Below are 13,197 nucleotides of genomic sequence, written 5' to 3' on the forward strand. Positions count from 1 at the left end.
CATTTATCGCGCCGTGGCGGACACAAACTTCGCATGTCCGCCGGCGGCTTCGTGGAAGGGGCTGCGGATGGCGAAGCGTGGGCCGAAGAAAAAGCGCGTGATCACTTCCCATGCGGGGGTGGAACCGCTGAGGAGCCAGAACATCATGATCGGCGGGCACCGCACGAGCATGCGGCTGGAACCGTCGATGTGGGATGCTCTGGAGGAGATCGGCCGTCGGGAAGGCCTGACCGTCAACCGCCTCTGCACCCAGATCAAGGAGCGGATCGAGGAACAGGCGCGCCGCAAGGGCATCAAGCCGGAAGACGCCGATGTCACCCTGACATCGGCCGTGCGAGTCTTCATCGCGTCCTATTACCGGCGGGCCTGCACCGAGGACGGTCATCTGCGTGCCGGCCATGGCGGCAGCGACCCGTTCGTCGGCACGCCGTTCGAGCTGCCGATGGCTGACGAGGAGGACGGTGTCAAGGCCGCGGTCGCCGCGGGCGGCAGCTTCCCCACGCCTGCTCAGACCCCCGGTCCGACCCAGGCCGCAGGTCCGGGCCAGCCCGGTCTGGACGGCTGAGCGGCACCACCCGACGCCCGCCCGGCTGAAGTCCGGCGGGCGCCCGGGGCGAAGGCCGTCCTATTCCGCCGCCTCTTCCCGGGCGGCGTCTTCGTTTTGGTCTTCGTTTTGAGGGCCGGCGTGATCATGGCCGGTGTAGTGCGCAGGCCAATGTCTGCGCACCACTTCGCCGTTGCTGTCGAAGATATGGCACATGTTCAGCAGCACCGGCCGCTTGCCGTCGTCCTGGGCCGGCTTGCCGGACGCCTTCGCGCGGTCCGCCGCCTCGCGGGCCAGGATCGGGTAGACGGTCTGGAAGGCGGTGGTCGCCAGCGGACCCAGCAGCTCGACCAGATGGGTGCAGCCCTTCGCTCCGCCCAGCCGGTCCTTCACCGCCCGGGTCCAGCCCGGTCCGATGCGCAAACCCACCAGCTGCTGGAACTGCGGCGTGATGCTGCCGCAGGCCTTGTAGGGGCTGTGTTCGGTCACCGCCTCCACCGCCTGGACGGTCAGCTTGTCGTCGACGGTCAGGCGCATCCACATCTGGTGGATCGGGGTTCCCGGCTCCAGATGCCCGCGCTCCTCCGTGTGGAAGCCATAGCTTTTGACGTCGGTCAGGTGGCCTTCGATGTCCCACAGCCCGTCGGCACGCCGAAAGCCCTGGCAGGTGACACGACGGGTGTGGATCGGCTCGCGCGCGGCGGGGGCGGACAGCGAGGGCGCGGACATCGGGCTTTCCAGTTCAGCAAAGAGGATGGCTCACCCTCGACTATCGGTGGGGCCGGGCGCCCGGTCAACCCGACCCCACCGCAACGCAGCGTTACCTATGGGTCAAGCTTGCCGTCAGCCCAGCGTGGCCTCGGCCGAATAGCCGCTGCCGAACATGTAGGCTTCGCGGCTGCGCAGTTCGTCCTCCAGATGGGTGCGCACCACGGCGAACAGGTCGCGGATCGACACCATGCCGACCGCCTCGCCGTCCACCGCGATGGGCAGGTGGCGGTAATGGTGCCGCTCCATCAGGTCGAGCGCCTCCAGCGCGGTCGCCGAGGGCTCCAGCGTGTCGGGATCGGCGGTCATCACCGACGACAGCAGGGTGGTGTCGGGGTCGAGCCCGGCCGCGACCACGCGGGCGGTCATGTCGCGCTCGGTGACGATGCCCTTCAGCGTCCTCCCTTCGGTGACCAGCACCGCGGCGATGCGCTTCTGCGCCATCAGCGTGGCGGCGTCGCGCACGGTGGCGCCCGGCGGCAGGCAGGTCAGTTCCTGGTTCTTGATGACATCGGGCATCAGTCGGCGTGTCGGCATGTGTCCCATCTCCCTCGTGATTGCAGGTTTTGTGGACGAACGATGCACTCGACCGCGATTTCGCAGCGCGGCATACACGATCCTGTCAGCTTGATGGACCAATCGTCAATAGAACTGATTGTTTGAAACTTCCCGCATGCGCCGGGTCACTGCTGGCGGCGGTGCCGTTACTGGCCGGACTCCAGCCGCTTGCGCAGCCCGTCGAAGCCGCTGGTGTAGATGCCGGCGATGGTCTTGCGCGCGTCCGCGTCCGAGGCGCCGCTGGCCTGGAAGCGCGAGGACCAGGTGATGCGGGTGGTGTGGGCGTCCACCGCGCTCAGCCGGATGGTGGAGTTGTAGTTCTTAACCGGCAGTGGCCCGGTCAGCAGCGTGTAGCGCAGCCGGTGCTTGGCGGCGGAAAGGCCGGTCAACCGTTCCTGGAGGGCACCGCCGCCCTTCAGCGCGATGTCGCGTTCCTGCCTGTCACCGGTCTTGCGCAGGGTGCAGCCCTCCACCGCGGGATGCCAGTCGCCGATCGCGCAGAAGGGGGCGATCTGCTTCCACACCTGCTCGATCGGCGCCTTGATCGTCGCCTGTTCGCGCACCTCCAGCGCCATGGCCGGCGCCGCCGCCAGCAGCAGCCCGACCGCCGCCGTCATTCCAAGCATCGCCTTCATCGCCCATCCTCCCCTTCCGCGCCGCGGACGGAATGGCCGCGGTCTTCATCGCTGCCGCGGCCGGATGGCCGCGGTCTTGGAGGAAGTATGGGCGGGCAACCGCTGTCGCTGCTATTGTGCGAAAGACGGATTATCCGTGATAGGCGAGGATCAGGCGGGCTGGACCGACTCGGCCAGAACGGCGCGGACGGCGGCGGCATCGACGTCGCGGCGGGTGAAGGCGTTGCCGATGCGGTCGGCCAGGATGAAGGTGATGCGGCCGTCCTGCACCTTCTTGTCCTTCGCCATCGACCGCACCAGCCCGTCGACGTCCCAGGCGACGCCGGGGATGTCGGCCGGGCGGACCGGGAGGCCGACATCGGCCAGATGGGCGCGGGCGCGCCGCGCGTCCTCGGCCGGGCACAGCCCGAGCCGGACCGACAGGTCGAAGGCCAGCACCATGCCGATCGCCACCCCTTCGCCATGCAGCAGGGTCTGGCCGAAGCCGGTCGCCGCCTCCAGCGCATGGCCGAAGGTGTGGCCCAGGTTCAGCAGAGCCCGGTCACCGCTCTCGCGTTCGTCGACACCGACAATGTCGGCCTTGGCGCGGCAGCTGACCGTCACCGCATGGCGCCGGGCGTCGCTGTCGCCGTCCACCACCCGCCGGCCGTGCCGCTCCAGCCAGGCGAAGAAGTCGGGCTGGCGGATCAGGCCGTATTTCACCACCTCGGCATAGCCGGCCAGCACCTCGCGCCGCGGCAGGGTGTCGAGCGTGGCGGTGTCGGCGATGACCAGGCGCGGCTGGTGGAAGGCGCCGATCAGGTTCTTGCCGTGACGGCTGTTGATGCCGGTCTTGCCGCCGACCGAGCTGTCGACCTGGGACAGCAGCGTGGTCGGTACCTGGATGAAGTCGATGCCGCGGAGCGCGGACGCCGCGGCGAAGCCGGTGATGTCGCCGATCACCCCGCCGCCCAGCGCCAGCAGGACGGTGGACCGCTCGATGCCGCGGCCCAGTATGTCGTCCATCAGCTGCTGGAAATGGGCGAAGTCCTTGGTCTTCTCGCCGGCCGGCAGGACGATGGCCGGCTGCGGCGCGATCCCCGCCTCCAGCATCGCGGCGTTCAGCATGTCCAGATGCAGCGGCGCGACGTTGGCGTCGGTCACCACGATGGGCGCCCGGCCGCGGGTGATGGCGGCGATGCGCTCGCCGGCATCGGCCAGCACCCCGTCGCCGACGAGGATGTCGTAGCTGCGGGCGCCCAGCTCCAGGCGGACGGTGTCGAGTGCGGCCGGGGTGGTGGCGTTGACGGAGGTCATCGGGGCAGTCCGCGAAGCTGGTGGTTCATGACAAGGGGCGGGAGGCGGGGATCAGGGCGTGTCGGTTTTGGCGGTATCGGTTTTTGGGGCGTCGGGCTTTCCGGGCCGGGCGCCGCGCTGGCCTTGCCCCTGAGCTTGCCCCTGGGGTTGGCGGTGGGGAAGCTGGACGCCGAAACGCGCCTCCAGCGCGTCGATCACCAGCTCCACCGTCACGTCGGGCGGCCGTTCGTCGCTGACCACGGTCAGGTCGGCCTCGGCATAGACGGGATAGCGCTGCTCCATCAGCCGGCCAAGGATGGTGCGCGGATCGCCCTGGTTCAGGATCGGGCGGTGGGTGCGCCGGGCGGTGCGGGCGACCAGCACGTCCAGTTCGGCCCGCAGCCAGACCGACACGCCGTGCTGGCGGATGGCGGCGCGGGTTTCCGGATCCATGAAGGCGCCGCCGCCGGTCGCCAGGATATGCACCGGCTCGTCCTTCACCAGCCGGGTGATGATGCGGCGTTCGACGGAGCGGAAGACCGGTTCGCCGTCGCGGGCGAAGATTTCGGCGATGGTGCAGCCGGCCGCCGCCTCGATCTCGGTGTCGGCGTCGCGGAAGGGCAGGTGCAGGCGCGTAGCCAGCCGGCGCCCGATGGCGCTCTTGCCGGCCCCCATCAGCCCGACCAGCACCACGGTGCGCGGCAGCAGCGGCACCGCATCCTCCGCCGCACCCGTGCCCGGGCCTGCTCCCGGACTTGTCCCCGGGCCCTGGGCCGTCATCGCCTTGCGCAGTCCCATCACATCCATCCGATCCGCCACCCGCACTCCCGGCGCCAGCATGCCGGCGTCTTCGCCGGCCGTCACACCGCTGCAACAGACAACACTCATACCCGCCGAAAGCTGGCCGGCACAAGCGCTCCGGTTCTGCCAATCCCTGCCCCGCATCCTGCCGCAGAGCCGGTGAATGGCCCGGTGGACGGGTTGCGCCGCGGTCCAACCTGTGGCTACACTGCGCCGTCCTCCGGCCACCGGCCGGGGCCGCGGATGCTTTAGCAGAAAAGCCCTTGCTTGTCCCAAGCCCTGCGGATGCAGGACATGGTAGCTCCGCTCCGATCCTCCGTTTTCCGACACAACACGTCCCTGGTGCCATGAGCCGGTTTCTTTCGATCCTCTTCGTCCTGCTGTTGCTGGTGATCGCCGGTGGCATGGTGTTCCTCGCCTCGTGGGACCTGCCGGCTCCGTCGAAAACGGTGGAGAAGGTTCTGCCGGATGAGCGCTTCCCGCGCTGAACCCCGACCATCGGCCGGAAGCGTCCGACCCGGCCCCGCCCGGCTCCAGAGTGGCCGGCCCCAGGGCGCCCGACCCCAGGGTGCCCGACAGGGAACCGTACCGCTGCTGGCCGGGCTGCTGGCGGCCGGCTGGTCCATGACCGCCGCCCAAGCCGCCGCCCAGGCTTTCGGCCCGCCGGTCCGGCTGACGCCCGACGCCGCGGTGGAAACCCCCGTCCAGCCCCGGTCCTCCGCCCCCGCTCCGGTCATCGTGCCGGCCTATCCGCCCATCGTCACGCCGCCGCCCGCCGTCTCGCCGGTGGTGGCGCGGCCGGCGCCGGTCGCGCGCGCGCCGCTGGGGGCGCCCGACCCGGACGGTGCCGGCCTCCTCGACGGTTTGCAGGGGCTGGGCGGCGACCCCTGGCGCGGCATCGGCCGGGCAGAGCTTCTCGCGCTGATCGCCGCCCTGCCGGTCGATACCCCGTCTCCCACCGTCAAGGCGCTGGAGCGCCGTCTGCTGCTGAGCGCCGGCTCTCCGGCGGTCGCGACCGGGGAGGCCCCGCCGCCCCGCCGCCTCGGCGCCCTGCGCATCGAGAAGCTGGCGCGGCTCGGCGATCCCGCCGGGGCGGCCGAGCTGGCCGGGCGCCTGCCGGCGGCGCTGGTGGCGGACGAGCCGGCGGCCAGGGCGCTGACCGATGCGGAGCTGGTGCGCGGCGGCCTGGATTGCCCGCGCGCGCTGGCCCGCGGCAAGAGCTTCGCCTCCGCCTACTGGGCCAAGCTGGGCCTGTTCTGCCGTGCCCGCTCCGGCGACCGTGCCGGCACGGACGAGGCGCTGGCGGTCTTGCGCGACAGCCGCCGGTCCGACCCTTTCCTGCCGGTTGCCGAGGCGCTGGCCGGTGCCACCCCGCCGCCGGCCCGCTCGCTGTCGCTGCAAGCCGATGCGGACGGGCTGGCGCTGCTGCTCGCCGCCCTGCGCATCGCGCGGATCGGCGTGCCGCCCGACCGGCTGCCGCTGGACAATCTGCCGGCGCTGGCCGCCATCGCCACCAACCCCGCCGTCGATCCCGCCACCCGCGCTGCCGCCGGCGAGCGGGCGGCGGCATCCCTGTTCCTCGATGCCCGCCAGCTGCAGGATCTCTACGCCCAGGTGCCGGCGGTGGGGGACGAGCTGCTGCGGGTCCGCGACATCGCCCGGCGCGACCGCGGCGCCCGCACCCGCGCGCTGGTCCATCAGGCGATGGCGGCGGCGATGGATGGGCGTCGGCGCGTCGCGCTGGCCGCGCTGGCGATGGAGCTGGTCGATCCGCGTCTGCGCGCCGGGCCGGTCGGCGGTGCCGCCGCCGGTCTGCTCGACGGCGTGTCGCCGACCGGCGACGCCGCGGCGCTGGCCCCGGCGGCGGCCCGGCTCTATTACGCGCAGGGGCGGCTCGATCAGGCGCGGCGCTGGCACGATCTGGCCCTGCGCAGCGGCCGCAGCGCCGACACCGCCTGGCTGTGGCCGCTGGCGGTGGTGGCGACAGGGCAGGGGGCTCAAGACCCGAGGGCCCTGACCGAATGGCTGGATGAGGCGCTGCGCGGCGCCGACACCGCCGCCCGCAGCCGGATCGCCGGCCAGCTGGCGCTTCTCCAGGCCACCGGGGTCGCCGTCCCGGACGAGGCCTGGATGACCGTCACCGACGGTGCCGGCCCGCCCAGCGGCAGCGAGGCCGGCGTCGATCCCGCTTTCTGGCAGCGGCTGGGCGACGCCGCGGCCGGCGGGCGCATCGGCGAGACGGTGGCCGTCGCCCTGATCCTGCTTGGGGAGGCCGGACCGGCGACCCTGCCGCCCGTCGTCACCGCCCGCGTCGCGGCCAACCTGAAGGCGGTCGGGCTGGAACCCGACGCCCGCGCGCTGGTTCGCGAGGCGATGGCCGCCGTCATCGGCCCCGCCACATCGACATCCGAATGACCTTCCGCCCCGTGGAGCCCGCCACCACCATGACGCCGACACAATGACCGGCAGCAAAAGCCCCGGCAGCAAGAAGGCCGCTACCAAAGCCGCCACAAAAGTTGGCGCCAAGCGGCGCGGCCGGCCGTGCAAGCCGCGCCCGCTCGCCACCTCGCCGCATCTGGACGCCTTCCTCGACATGCTGACGGCGGAGCGCGGGGCGGCGGTGAACACGCGGCTGGCCTATGAGCGCGACCTCGCCGACCTCGGCCGCTGGCTGGCCCAGCGCAGCGTGGCGCTGGAGGCGGCGGGCACCGAGGATCTGCGCGCCTATCTGGCGGTGCAGAGCAAGGACGGCGCCCCCCGCACCGTGGCGCGGCGGCTGTCGGCGATGCGGCAGTTCTACCGCTTCCTGCTGTCCGAAGGCCGCCGCACCGACGATCCCGCCTCGCCGCTCGACAGCCCCAAGCAGGGCCGTCCGCTGCCCAAGATCCTGACGGAGGCGGAGGTCGGCGCCATGCTGTCGACCGCCGAGGCGCGCGGCGGGCCGGAGGGCCTGCGGCTGGTGGCCCTGCTGGAGGTGCTCTACGCCACCGGCCTGCGCGTGTCGGAGCTGGTCGGCCTGCCGATGACCGCGATCATGCGCGACGGCCGCGGCCTGCTGGTGCGCGGCAAGGGCGGCAAGGAGCGGATGGTGCCGCTGTCAGACCCGGCGCTGGCGGCGCTGGCCGGCTACATCCCGTTCCGCGGCCACTTCATCCCGCCGGCCGCCGGTGCAGGGGGGGAGGCCGGGCACAGCCCCTTCCTGTTCCCGTCCCGCATCTCCGCCGAAGGGCACCTGACGCGCCAGCGCTTCGCCCAGCTGTTGAAGCAACTGGCCATCGACGCCGGCATCGATCCGGAGAAGGTCAGCCCCCACGTGCTGCGCCACGCCTTCGCCACCCATCTGCTCGACCATGGCGCCGACCTGCGCTCCGTCCAGAAGATGCTGGGCCATGCCGACATCGCGACGACGCAGATCTACACCCACGTCGTGACGGAACGTCTGAAGCGGGTCATGCACGACCACCACCCGCTGGCGCGCCGCAAGGTGGAAGAGGCGTCGGAGGGGTAGGGCAGGTAAGGATGGGGCAGGTAAGGATAGGGGGGAATGTCGGCTGACGCAGCGCGCAACCTTCCCCGCAATCCTTACTTCTTCTCCAGCATCAGCGTGCCCTGGCGCGAGACCTTGTTCTTGATCTTGTCGGCCAGCAGGGCCAGCGCCCAGGGCAGCTGCACCTCCATCTCGACCCGGTCGTCCAGCACGTCGATGTGGCCGGCGATGGTCTGGGCCAGCGCCACGACATGGAAGTTCAGGCGGTCGTCGGTCCAGCTGTCGTCGACGCTGGCCGACACGGCGCTCAGGCGCGCCCGCACCTCGCCCATGCCGTCGACCAGCCGGCGCTTGGCTTCCGCCCGGCCGAGCGAATGGGGGATGGACAGGGTCAGGGGTTTCGGCATGGTCGGCGGCTCCGCACTGCACGGTGTTGTCCCGCCGCCCGGTCGGCGGCGGAACAGGAATAACGCCGGGCGCGGGCGATGGGTCCCGCCCCGGCGGTCACTCAGCGGTCGTGCAGGGGCGCCATCTGGTCCAGGCGATGGGCGAAGTCGACGTCGGCCTGGGTCACCGCGTCGCTGTTGCGGGTGTAGAGGATCACCTCGACCCGGCCCAGGTCGTTGAACCATTCGGGATGGTGGCCGGTCTTCTCGGCCAGCAGGGCGACCTGGTTCATGAACCCCCAGGCGGCGGGGAAATCGGCGAAATGGTAGGTCTTGCGGATGGCGTCGCGCTCCAGCACCTCCGCCCAGCCGTGCAGTTCCTTCAGCGCCGTCTGGCGATGCGCGCCGACGAGACGATCCGACATGATGACCTCCCTTTCCTAAGTCTCTCTTTTGCCGCCCGCAGCTTCTTGGCGAACGGGCGGCGGTTCGCTACCTTCTGCGGCATGATACGGAAACCTTCAGGTCCCCATACGGTTCCGCCCACGGTCGAAGACCTGGAGCGCATGGCCGAAGAGGCGCTCGACACCATCCCGGCGGAGCTGCTCGCCCCGGTCGGGAACCTCGTGATCCATGTCGAGGATTTCCCGGATGAGGATACCGAGCGGGAGATGGAGCTGGAAAGCCCATTCGACCTGCTGGGCCTCTATCGGGGCGTGGATCTGACGCGGCAAAGCGTCGCCGACCTGCGCGGCGGGCCGGACATGATCTTCCTCTACCGCCGCCCGATCCTCGATTACTGGTGCGAGACGGGGGAGGAACTGCCGGCCATCGTCCGCCATGTCCTGATCCACGAGATCGGCCACCATTTCGGCTTCTCCGACGAGGACATGGAACGGATCGAAACGATGGAGTAGGGGGAGCAGGCGAGGGGAGGGCGGTTCAGCCGTCCAGCGCGTCCGCCACCCGGCGGCGCAGGGCCGGCACCAGATCCTCCTCGAACCACGAGTTGCGGTTCAGCCAGGCGGTGTTGCGCCAGCTCGGGTGCGGCAGCGGCATGAAGGCCGGGCCGTAGTCCCGCCAGTTCGCCACCGTCTCGGTCATCGTCGCCTTGCGCCGCTCGCCCAGGTAGCGCACCTGGGCGTACTGCCCGATCAGCAGGGTCAGCCGCACGCCCGACAGCGCGTCGAGCAGCGGCGGGTGCCACAGCGGCGCGCATTCCGGACGCGGCGGGTAATCGCCGCCCTTCGGCATGGTGCCGGGATAGCACAGCCCCATCGGCACCACGGCGATGCGGGATTCGTCGTAGAAGGCGGGACGGTCCATCGCCAGCCACTTGCGCAGCCGGTCGCCGGAGGCATCGTCCCAGGGGATGCCGCTGGCATGCACCCGCGCGCCCGGCGCCTGCCCGACGATCAGCAGGCGGGCGGCGGAGCTGCCGCGCAGCACCGGCCGGCAGCCATGCGGCAGCACCCCCGCACACAGCGTGCAGGCGCGCACCTTCGCGAACAGGCGGTCGAGATCCGAACCGCCCTCATCCCAGTCATCGGATACCGGTTCATCAGACAAGCGTCAGCAAATCCTGGACGAAGGCCGGCACCACCTGGGTCGCCGGGCCGTGGATCGAGCTGTGGAAATAGGACGCGCCCTCCGACGGTTCCAGGTTCAGCTCGACCGTATAGGCGCCGGCCGAGCGTGCTTCCGCCACGAAGCCGGCGGCGGGATAGACATGGCCCGAGGTGCCGACCGACACGAACAGGTCGCATTCCTCCAGCGCCTGCTGGATGTGCTCCATCTGATAGGGCATCTCGCCGAACCACACCACGTCGGGCCGCATGCCGCCCTTGCGGCCGCAGGTCAGGCAATGGTCGTGCACCGACAGGTCGCCCTGCACCTCCACCACCGTGCGGCAGTGCAGGCAGAAGGCCTTCAGCAGCTCGCCATGCATGTGCAGCGGTGCCTTCGACCCGCCGCGCTCGTGCAAATCGTCGATGTTCTGCGTCACCAGCAGGACGTTGCCCTTCCAGCGCCGCTCCAGCTCCGCCAGCGCCCTGTGCGCCGCGTTGGGCTGCACCGCCGGATCGGCGAGGCCGCGGCGGCGGTCGTTGTAGAAGCGATGGACCAGATCGGGGTCGCGGGCGAAGCCTTCCGGCGTCGCCACATCCTCCAGATCGACCTGGCTCCAGATGCCGCCGGCGCAGCGGAAGGTGTCCAGCCCCGACTCCTTGGAAATCCCGGCCCCGGTCAGGATGACGATCCGGTCGGTCGGACGCAGGCGGTTGGTCAGCGCGGGAGCGGGCATGGGATCCCCTTAGCGGTTCGGAAACCGGTCATGTGGAAAACTGTTGCGGCGTACGCCCGTCACGTCCGGAAGTAAAGCCGCAGGAAACGAGGAAGAGGGATGCCAGGGGTGCTCAAGGTCCTGTTCGTCTGCACGGGAAACATCTGCCGCTCGCCGACCGCCGAGGGGGTGTTCCGCCATCTGGCCGAGCGCGCCGGGCTCGGCGCCCTGGTGAGCGCCGACTCCGCCGGCACCCACGGCTATCACGTCGGTGAGCCGCCCGATCCGCGCACGGTGCGTGCGGCTCTGGCACGCGGCGTCGACCTGTCGGACTTGCGCGCCCGCAAGGTGGCGGCGGACGACTTCACCCGCTTCGACCATATCCTGGCAATGGACCACGGCCATCTGGCCCAGCTGCGCCGCATCGCCCCGGCCGGCGCCACCGCGGCGCTCCGCCTGTTCCTGGACGATGCGGCGGGGGTGGAAGGGCGGGAGGTGCCCGATCCCTATTATGGCGGCCCCGACGGTTTCGAGCAGGTGCTGGACCTGTGCGAGGCCGGGGCGCGCGGCCTGCTGGACCGCCTGTCGCGCGAAAGCCGGTTTCCGATTCGCGAAAGCCTCGGGTAACGTCTCGCGGTTTCCCGGCTGCTTGCTCTATGCTGTCGGGACAAGGCCCATTCGGAGCATCCCGTCACCATGACCAGCGCCACCACCGGCACGACCGCGCCCGGCGGAATCCTCGACGGCATCGTCCTGTTCGAGGCCTTCTCGCCGGAGGAGCGCGCGGCCGTGGCCTCGCGCGGGCGGGTGTTCGCCGCCCCGGCCGGCACCGTCCTGATGCGCGAGGGCGACAGCGCCGACTCGCTCTACGTCCTGCTGGACGGCACGGTGCGCGTGGTGCGCGACGATCCGTTCGGCGGTCAGGTGGAGGTCGGGTTCCGCCGCGCCGGCGACTGTTTCGGCGAAATGGCGCTGATCGACGGCGGCGCCCGCTCCGCCTCCGTCATCGCCGCCACGCCGGTCACGGTGTTCGAACTGGAACGCGACCTGTTCCTGGCGCTGATCTCGCCCTCGCCCGACCTGCTGGCGAAGCTGCTGCGCGAACTCAGCCGCATGATCCGCGAGGTGTCGGAGCGGGTGGTGCGCGAGGATCTGGAGCGGCGCGCCCGCATCGCCGAATCGGCGCTGGCCCGCCAGCGCGCCATCACCCAGGCGGTGACCGGGCTGGCGCATGAGCTGAACACGCCGCTCGGCGTCTGCGTCACCACCGCCAGCCACCTGCGGGATCTGGCCCGTCCCGGCAACGGCCCGCTGTCGACCGAGGAGCTGCGGGAGCCGGCGGCCCTGCTCGACGCCAACCTCGCCCGCGCGGTGGAACTGGTGGAGGCGTTTTCCGCCATCGCCGCCTGCCAGACCGCCGAACCGCTGGAGGCGCTGGATTTGCGCCGCATGGCGGAGGACGCGGCGAGCCTGTTCGCGGTCCAGCATCCCGACCTGCCGCTGGCCGTCCGGATCGTCTCCGGCGCCGCCTGCCCGTGGATCGGCTATGCCCCGCATCTGGAGCGGGTGCTGCACCATCTGTTCGCCAACGCCGCCGCCCATGGCTATGGCGGCGGTCCGGGCGAGGTCGAGGTGACGGTGGAGCCGGCGACGCTGGATGCGGTCCCTGCCTGGAGCCTGATCGTCCGCGACCGCGGCGCCGGCATTCCGGCCAACAACCTGCCGACCCTGACCGACGCCTTCTTCACCACCGCCCGCAACCGCGGCCACAAGGGCCTGGGGCTGGCGGTGGTGTTCAACACGGTGACCGGCCCGCTCGGCGGCCGGCTCGCCATCGACAGCGTGCCGGGCGGCGGCACCAGCGTGACGATCACCGTTCCGCAGGAGCTGTGACGCGCGGGTTGACGCTACCTCGGGCGTTCATCCGCCGCCCTCACCCGTGCAGGGCTAGGCCCTTCACCGTCTTGTCCACCGCCTTCTTCGGCCCGCGCAGGGCCAACCCGACCAGATCGGGGGCATCCGCATCCTCGGCCTGGAAGGCGGCGCGGTTGGCGGCGTCGTGGCCGGTGGCGAACATGGCGGCGACATAGGGCACCAGCGTCAGCCCCCGTTCCAGCGCCGCATCGCGGACGGCGCGCAGCCGGTCGCTGTCGGCGGTGAAGATCAGCATCGGCTGGCCCAGCATGCGGCCATAGCGGCGTCCGGCGCCGTCGACATACGCCTCGCCCAGCGCGTCCGGCGCCGCGGCGGCGATCCCGGTGGCGAGGAAGGCGGCGACGTTCAGCTTCTGCCAGACCGCCAGATCGGCGCGGACGACCAGCGCGACCTTGGTGTCGAAGCGGACGGGCGCATCCGCGGGATCGGTTTCGGGCATCGGGCTATCGGGAATCGGGCTATCGGGTATCAGGCTGGCGGGCATTGTGCTGTCGGGCATGGCAATCATCTCCTTTGCCCCTTCAGAT

Annotated in this window: 17 protein-coding genes; 7 read left to right on the forward strand and 10 right to left on the reverse strand. The window is 71.0% G+C overall.

The window, feature by feature from the left end:
* Window positions 1-97: 97 nt before the first annotated feature.
* Window positions 98-565: a ribbon-helix-helix domain-containing protein gene (locus tag ABNQ39_RS12835; RefSeq protein WP_376957941.1), complete on the forward strand. Its 468-nt coding sequence runs from the start codon at window positions 98-100 to the stop codon at window positions 563-565.
* A gap of 60 nt (window positions 566-625) precedes the next feature.
* Here ABNQ39_RS12835 and ABNQ39_RS12840 read toward each other — a convergent pair whose 3' ends face one another.
* The 5 genes from ABNQ39_RS12840 to ABNQ39_RS12860 form a co-directional block, all read right to left on the reverse strand.
* On the reverse strand, window positions 626-1,273 hold the full coding sequence (locus ABNQ39_RS12840) for a DUF2889 domain-containing protein (RefSeq protein ID WP_376957942.1): 648 nt from the start codon (window positions 1,271-1,273) through the stop codon (window positions 626-628).
* Between the two features lie 114 nt (window positions 1,274-1,387).
* Window positions 1,388-1,849 carry a CBS domain-containing protein gene (locus ABNQ39_RS12845; protein ID WP_376957943.1) on the reverse strand — a complete coding sequence of 154 codons (462 nt, stop codon included), beginning with the start codon at window positions 1,847-1,849 and terminating at the stop codon, window positions 1,388-1,390.
* Window positions 1,850-2,016: 167 nt separating this feature from the next.
* Complete coding sequence (locus ABNQ39_RS12850; protein ID WP_376957944.1) at window positions 2,017-2,505, reverse strand: SRPBCC family protein; 489 nt, start codon at window positions 2,503-2,505, stop codon at window positions 2,017-2,019.
* A 150-nt stretch (window positions 2,506-2,655) separates the two neighbouring features.
* A complete protein-coding gene (aroB, locus tag ABNQ39_RS12855) occupies window positions 2,656-3,801 on the reverse strand; it encodes a 3-dehydroquinate synthase (RefSeq protein ID WP_376957945.1) in 1,146 nt (381 codons plus the stop codon).
* A 51-nt stretch (window positions 3,802-3,852) separates the two neighbouring features.
* A complete protein-coding gene (locus tag ABNQ39_RS12860) occupies window positions 3,853-4,560 on the reverse strand; it encodes a shikimate kinase (protein ID WP_428846401.1) in 708 nt (235 codons plus the stop codon).
* Window positions 4,561-4,928: 368 nt separating this feature from the next.
* Here ABNQ39_RS12860 and ABNQ39_RS12865 point away from each other — a divergent pair, with 368 nt between their 5' ends.
* From ABNQ39_RS12865 to ABNQ39_RS12875, 3 genes are all read left to right on the forward strand, one after another.
* Entirely contained in the window at window positions 4,929-5,069 is a 141-nt protein-coding gene (locus tag ABNQ39_RS12865; protein ID WP_167393297.1) for a hypothetical protein, read from the forward strand.
* Window positions 5,070-5,205: 136 nt separating this feature from the next.
* Entirely contained in the window at window positions 5,206-6,996 is a 1,791-nt protein-coding gene (locus tag ABNQ39_RS12870) for a hypothetical protein (protein ID WP_376957947.1), read from the forward strand.
* Between the two features lie 43 nt (window positions 6,997-7,039).
* Window positions 7,040-8,089 carry a site-specific tyrosine recombinase XerD gene (locus ABNQ39_RS12875; protein ID WP_376957948.1) on the forward strand — a complete coding sequence of 350 codons (1,050 nt, stop codon included), beginning with the start codon at window positions 7,040-7,042 and terminating at the stop codon, window positions 8,087-8,089.
* Window positions 8,090-8,163: 74 nt separating this feature from the next.
* Here the strand turns inward: ABNQ39_RS12875 and ABNQ39_RS12880 are convergent, their stop codons facing one another.
* On the reverse strand, window positions 8,164-8,475 hold the full coding sequence (locus ABNQ39_RS12880; RefSeq protein ID WP_098740825.1) for a polyhydroxyalkanoic acid system family protein: 312 nt from the start codon (window positions 8,473-8,475) through the stop codon (window positions 8,164-8,166).
* 101 nt (window positions 8,476-8,576) lie between these two features.
* Window positions 8,577-8,879, reverse strand: coding sequence for a 4a-hydroxytetrahydrobiopterin dehydratase (locus ABNQ39_RS12885; protein WP_109490466.1), 303 nt, complete (start codon window positions 8,877-8,879; stop codon window positions 8,577-8,579).
* A gap of 141 nt (window positions 8,880-9,020) precedes the next feature.
* On the opposite strand from ABNQ39_RS12885, the gene ABNQ39_RS12890 reads away from it, so the two are divergent.
* Entirely contained in the window at window positions 9,021-9,371 is a 351-nt protein-coding gene (locus tag ABNQ39_RS12890) for a metallopeptidase family protein (RefSeq protein WP_083896940.1), read from the forward strand.
* Between the two features lie 25 nt (window positions 9,372-9,396).
* Here ABNQ39_RS12890 and ABNQ39_RS12895 read toward each other — a convergent pair whose 3' ends face one another.
* A complete protein-coding gene (locus tag ABNQ39_RS12895; protein ID WP_376957949.1) occupies window positions 9,397-10,023 on the reverse strand; it encodes a uracil-DNA glycosylase family protein in 627 nt (208 codons plus the stop codon).
* Window positions 10,016-10,756 (reverse strand): Sir2 family NAD+-dependent deacetylase, encoded by a 741-nt coding sequence (gene cobB / locus ABNQ39_RS12900; protein WP_376957950.1) that lies wholly within the window; start codon window positions 10,754-10,756, stop codon window positions 10,016-10,018. Before cobB ends, ABNQ39_RS12895 begins: the two co-directional genes overlap by 8 nt.
* A gap of 108 nt (window positions 10,757-10,864) precedes the next feature.
* On the opposite strand from cobB, the gene ABNQ39_RS12905 reads away from it, so the two are divergent.
* On the forward strand, window positions 10,865-11,362 hold the full coding sequence (locus ABNQ39_RS12905; protein ID WP_376959787.1) for a low molecular weight protein-tyrosine-phosphatase: 498 nt from the start codon (window positions 10,865-10,867) through the stop codon (window positions 11,360-11,362).
* 69 nt (window positions 11,363-11,431) lie between these two features.
* Complete coding sequence (locus ABNQ39_RS12910) at window positions 11,432-12,628, forward strand: sensor histidine kinase (protein ID WP_376957951.1); 1,197 nt, start codon at window positions 11,432-11,434, stop codon at window positions 12,626-12,628.
* A 40-nt stretch (window positions 12,629-12,668) separates the two neighbouring features.
* Here ABNQ39_RS12910 and ABNQ39_RS12915 read toward each other — a convergent pair whose 3' ends face one another.
* Complete coding sequence (locus tag ABNQ39_RS12915) at window positions 12,669-13,169, reverse strand: DUF2000 family protein (RefSeq protein ID WP_376957952.1); 501 nt, start codon at window positions 13,167-13,169, stop codon at window positions 12,669-12,671.
* Window positions 13,170-13,197 lie beyond the last annotated feature (28 nt).

The sequence above is a fragment of the Azospirillum sp. A26 genome (genome assembly GCF_042604635.1).
GTDB lineage: Bacteria > Pseudomonadota > Alphaproteobacteria > Azospirillales > Azospirillaceae > Azospirillum > Azospirillum palustre.

Coding starts and splice junctions, on each gene's coding strand:
- ABNQ39_RS12840 (WP_376957942.1), bottom strand. CDS start 1,273: ATGTCCGCGCCCTCGCTGTCCGCCCCCGCCGCGCGCGAGCCGATCCAC.
- ABNQ39_RS12845 (WP_376957943.1), bottom strand. CDS start 1,849: ATGCCGACACGCCGACTGATGCCCGATGTCATCAAGAACCAGGAACTG.
- ABNQ39_RS12850 (WP_376957944.1), bottom strand. CDS start 2,505: ATGAAGGCGATGCTTGGAATGACGGCGGCGGTCGGGCTGCTGCTGGCG.
- aroB (WP_376957945.1), bottom strand. CDS start 3,801: ATGACCTCCGTCAACGCCACCACCCCGGCCGCACTCGACACCGTCCGC.
- ABNQ39_RS12860 (WP_428846401.1), bottom strand. CDS start 4,560: ATGACGGCCCAGGGCCCGGGGACAAGTCCGGGAGCAGGCCCGGGCACG.
- ABNQ39_RS12865 (WP_167393297.1), top strand. CDS start 4,929: ATGAGCCGGTTTCTTTCGATCCTCTTCGTCCTGCTGTTGCTGGTGATC.
- ABNQ39_RS12870 (WP_376957947.1), top strand. CDS start 5,206: ATGACCGCCGCCCAAGCCGCCGCCCAGGCTTTCGGCCCGCCGGTCCGG.
- ABNQ39_RS12875 (WP_376957948.1), top strand. CDS start 7,040: ATGACCGGCAGCAAAAGCCCCGGCAGCAAGAAGGCCGCTACCAAAGCC.
- ABNQ39_RS12880 (WP_098740825.1), bottom strand. CDS start 8,475: ATGCCGAAACCCCTGACCCTGTCCATCCCCCATTCGCTCGGCCGGGCG.
- ABNQ39_RS12885 (WP_109490466.1), bottom strand. CDS start 8,879: ATGTCGGATCGTCTCGTCGGCGCGCATCGCCAGACGGCGCTGAAGGAA.
- ABNQ39_RS12890 (WP_083896940.1), top strand. CDS start 9,021: ATGGCCGAAGAGGCGCTCGACACCATCCCGGCGGAGCTGCTCGCCCCG.
- cobB (WP_376957950.1), bottom strand. CDS start 10,756: ATGCCCGCTCCCGCGCTGACCAACCGCCTGCGTCCGACCGACCGGATC.
- ABNQ39_RS12910 (WP_376957951.1), top strand. CDS start 11,432: ATGACCAGCGCCACCACCGGCACGACCGCGCCCGGCGGAATCCTCGAC.
- ABNQ39_RS12915 (WP_376957952.1), bottom strand. CDS start 13,169: ATGCCCGACAGCACAATGCCCGCCAGCCTGATACCCGATAGCCCGATT.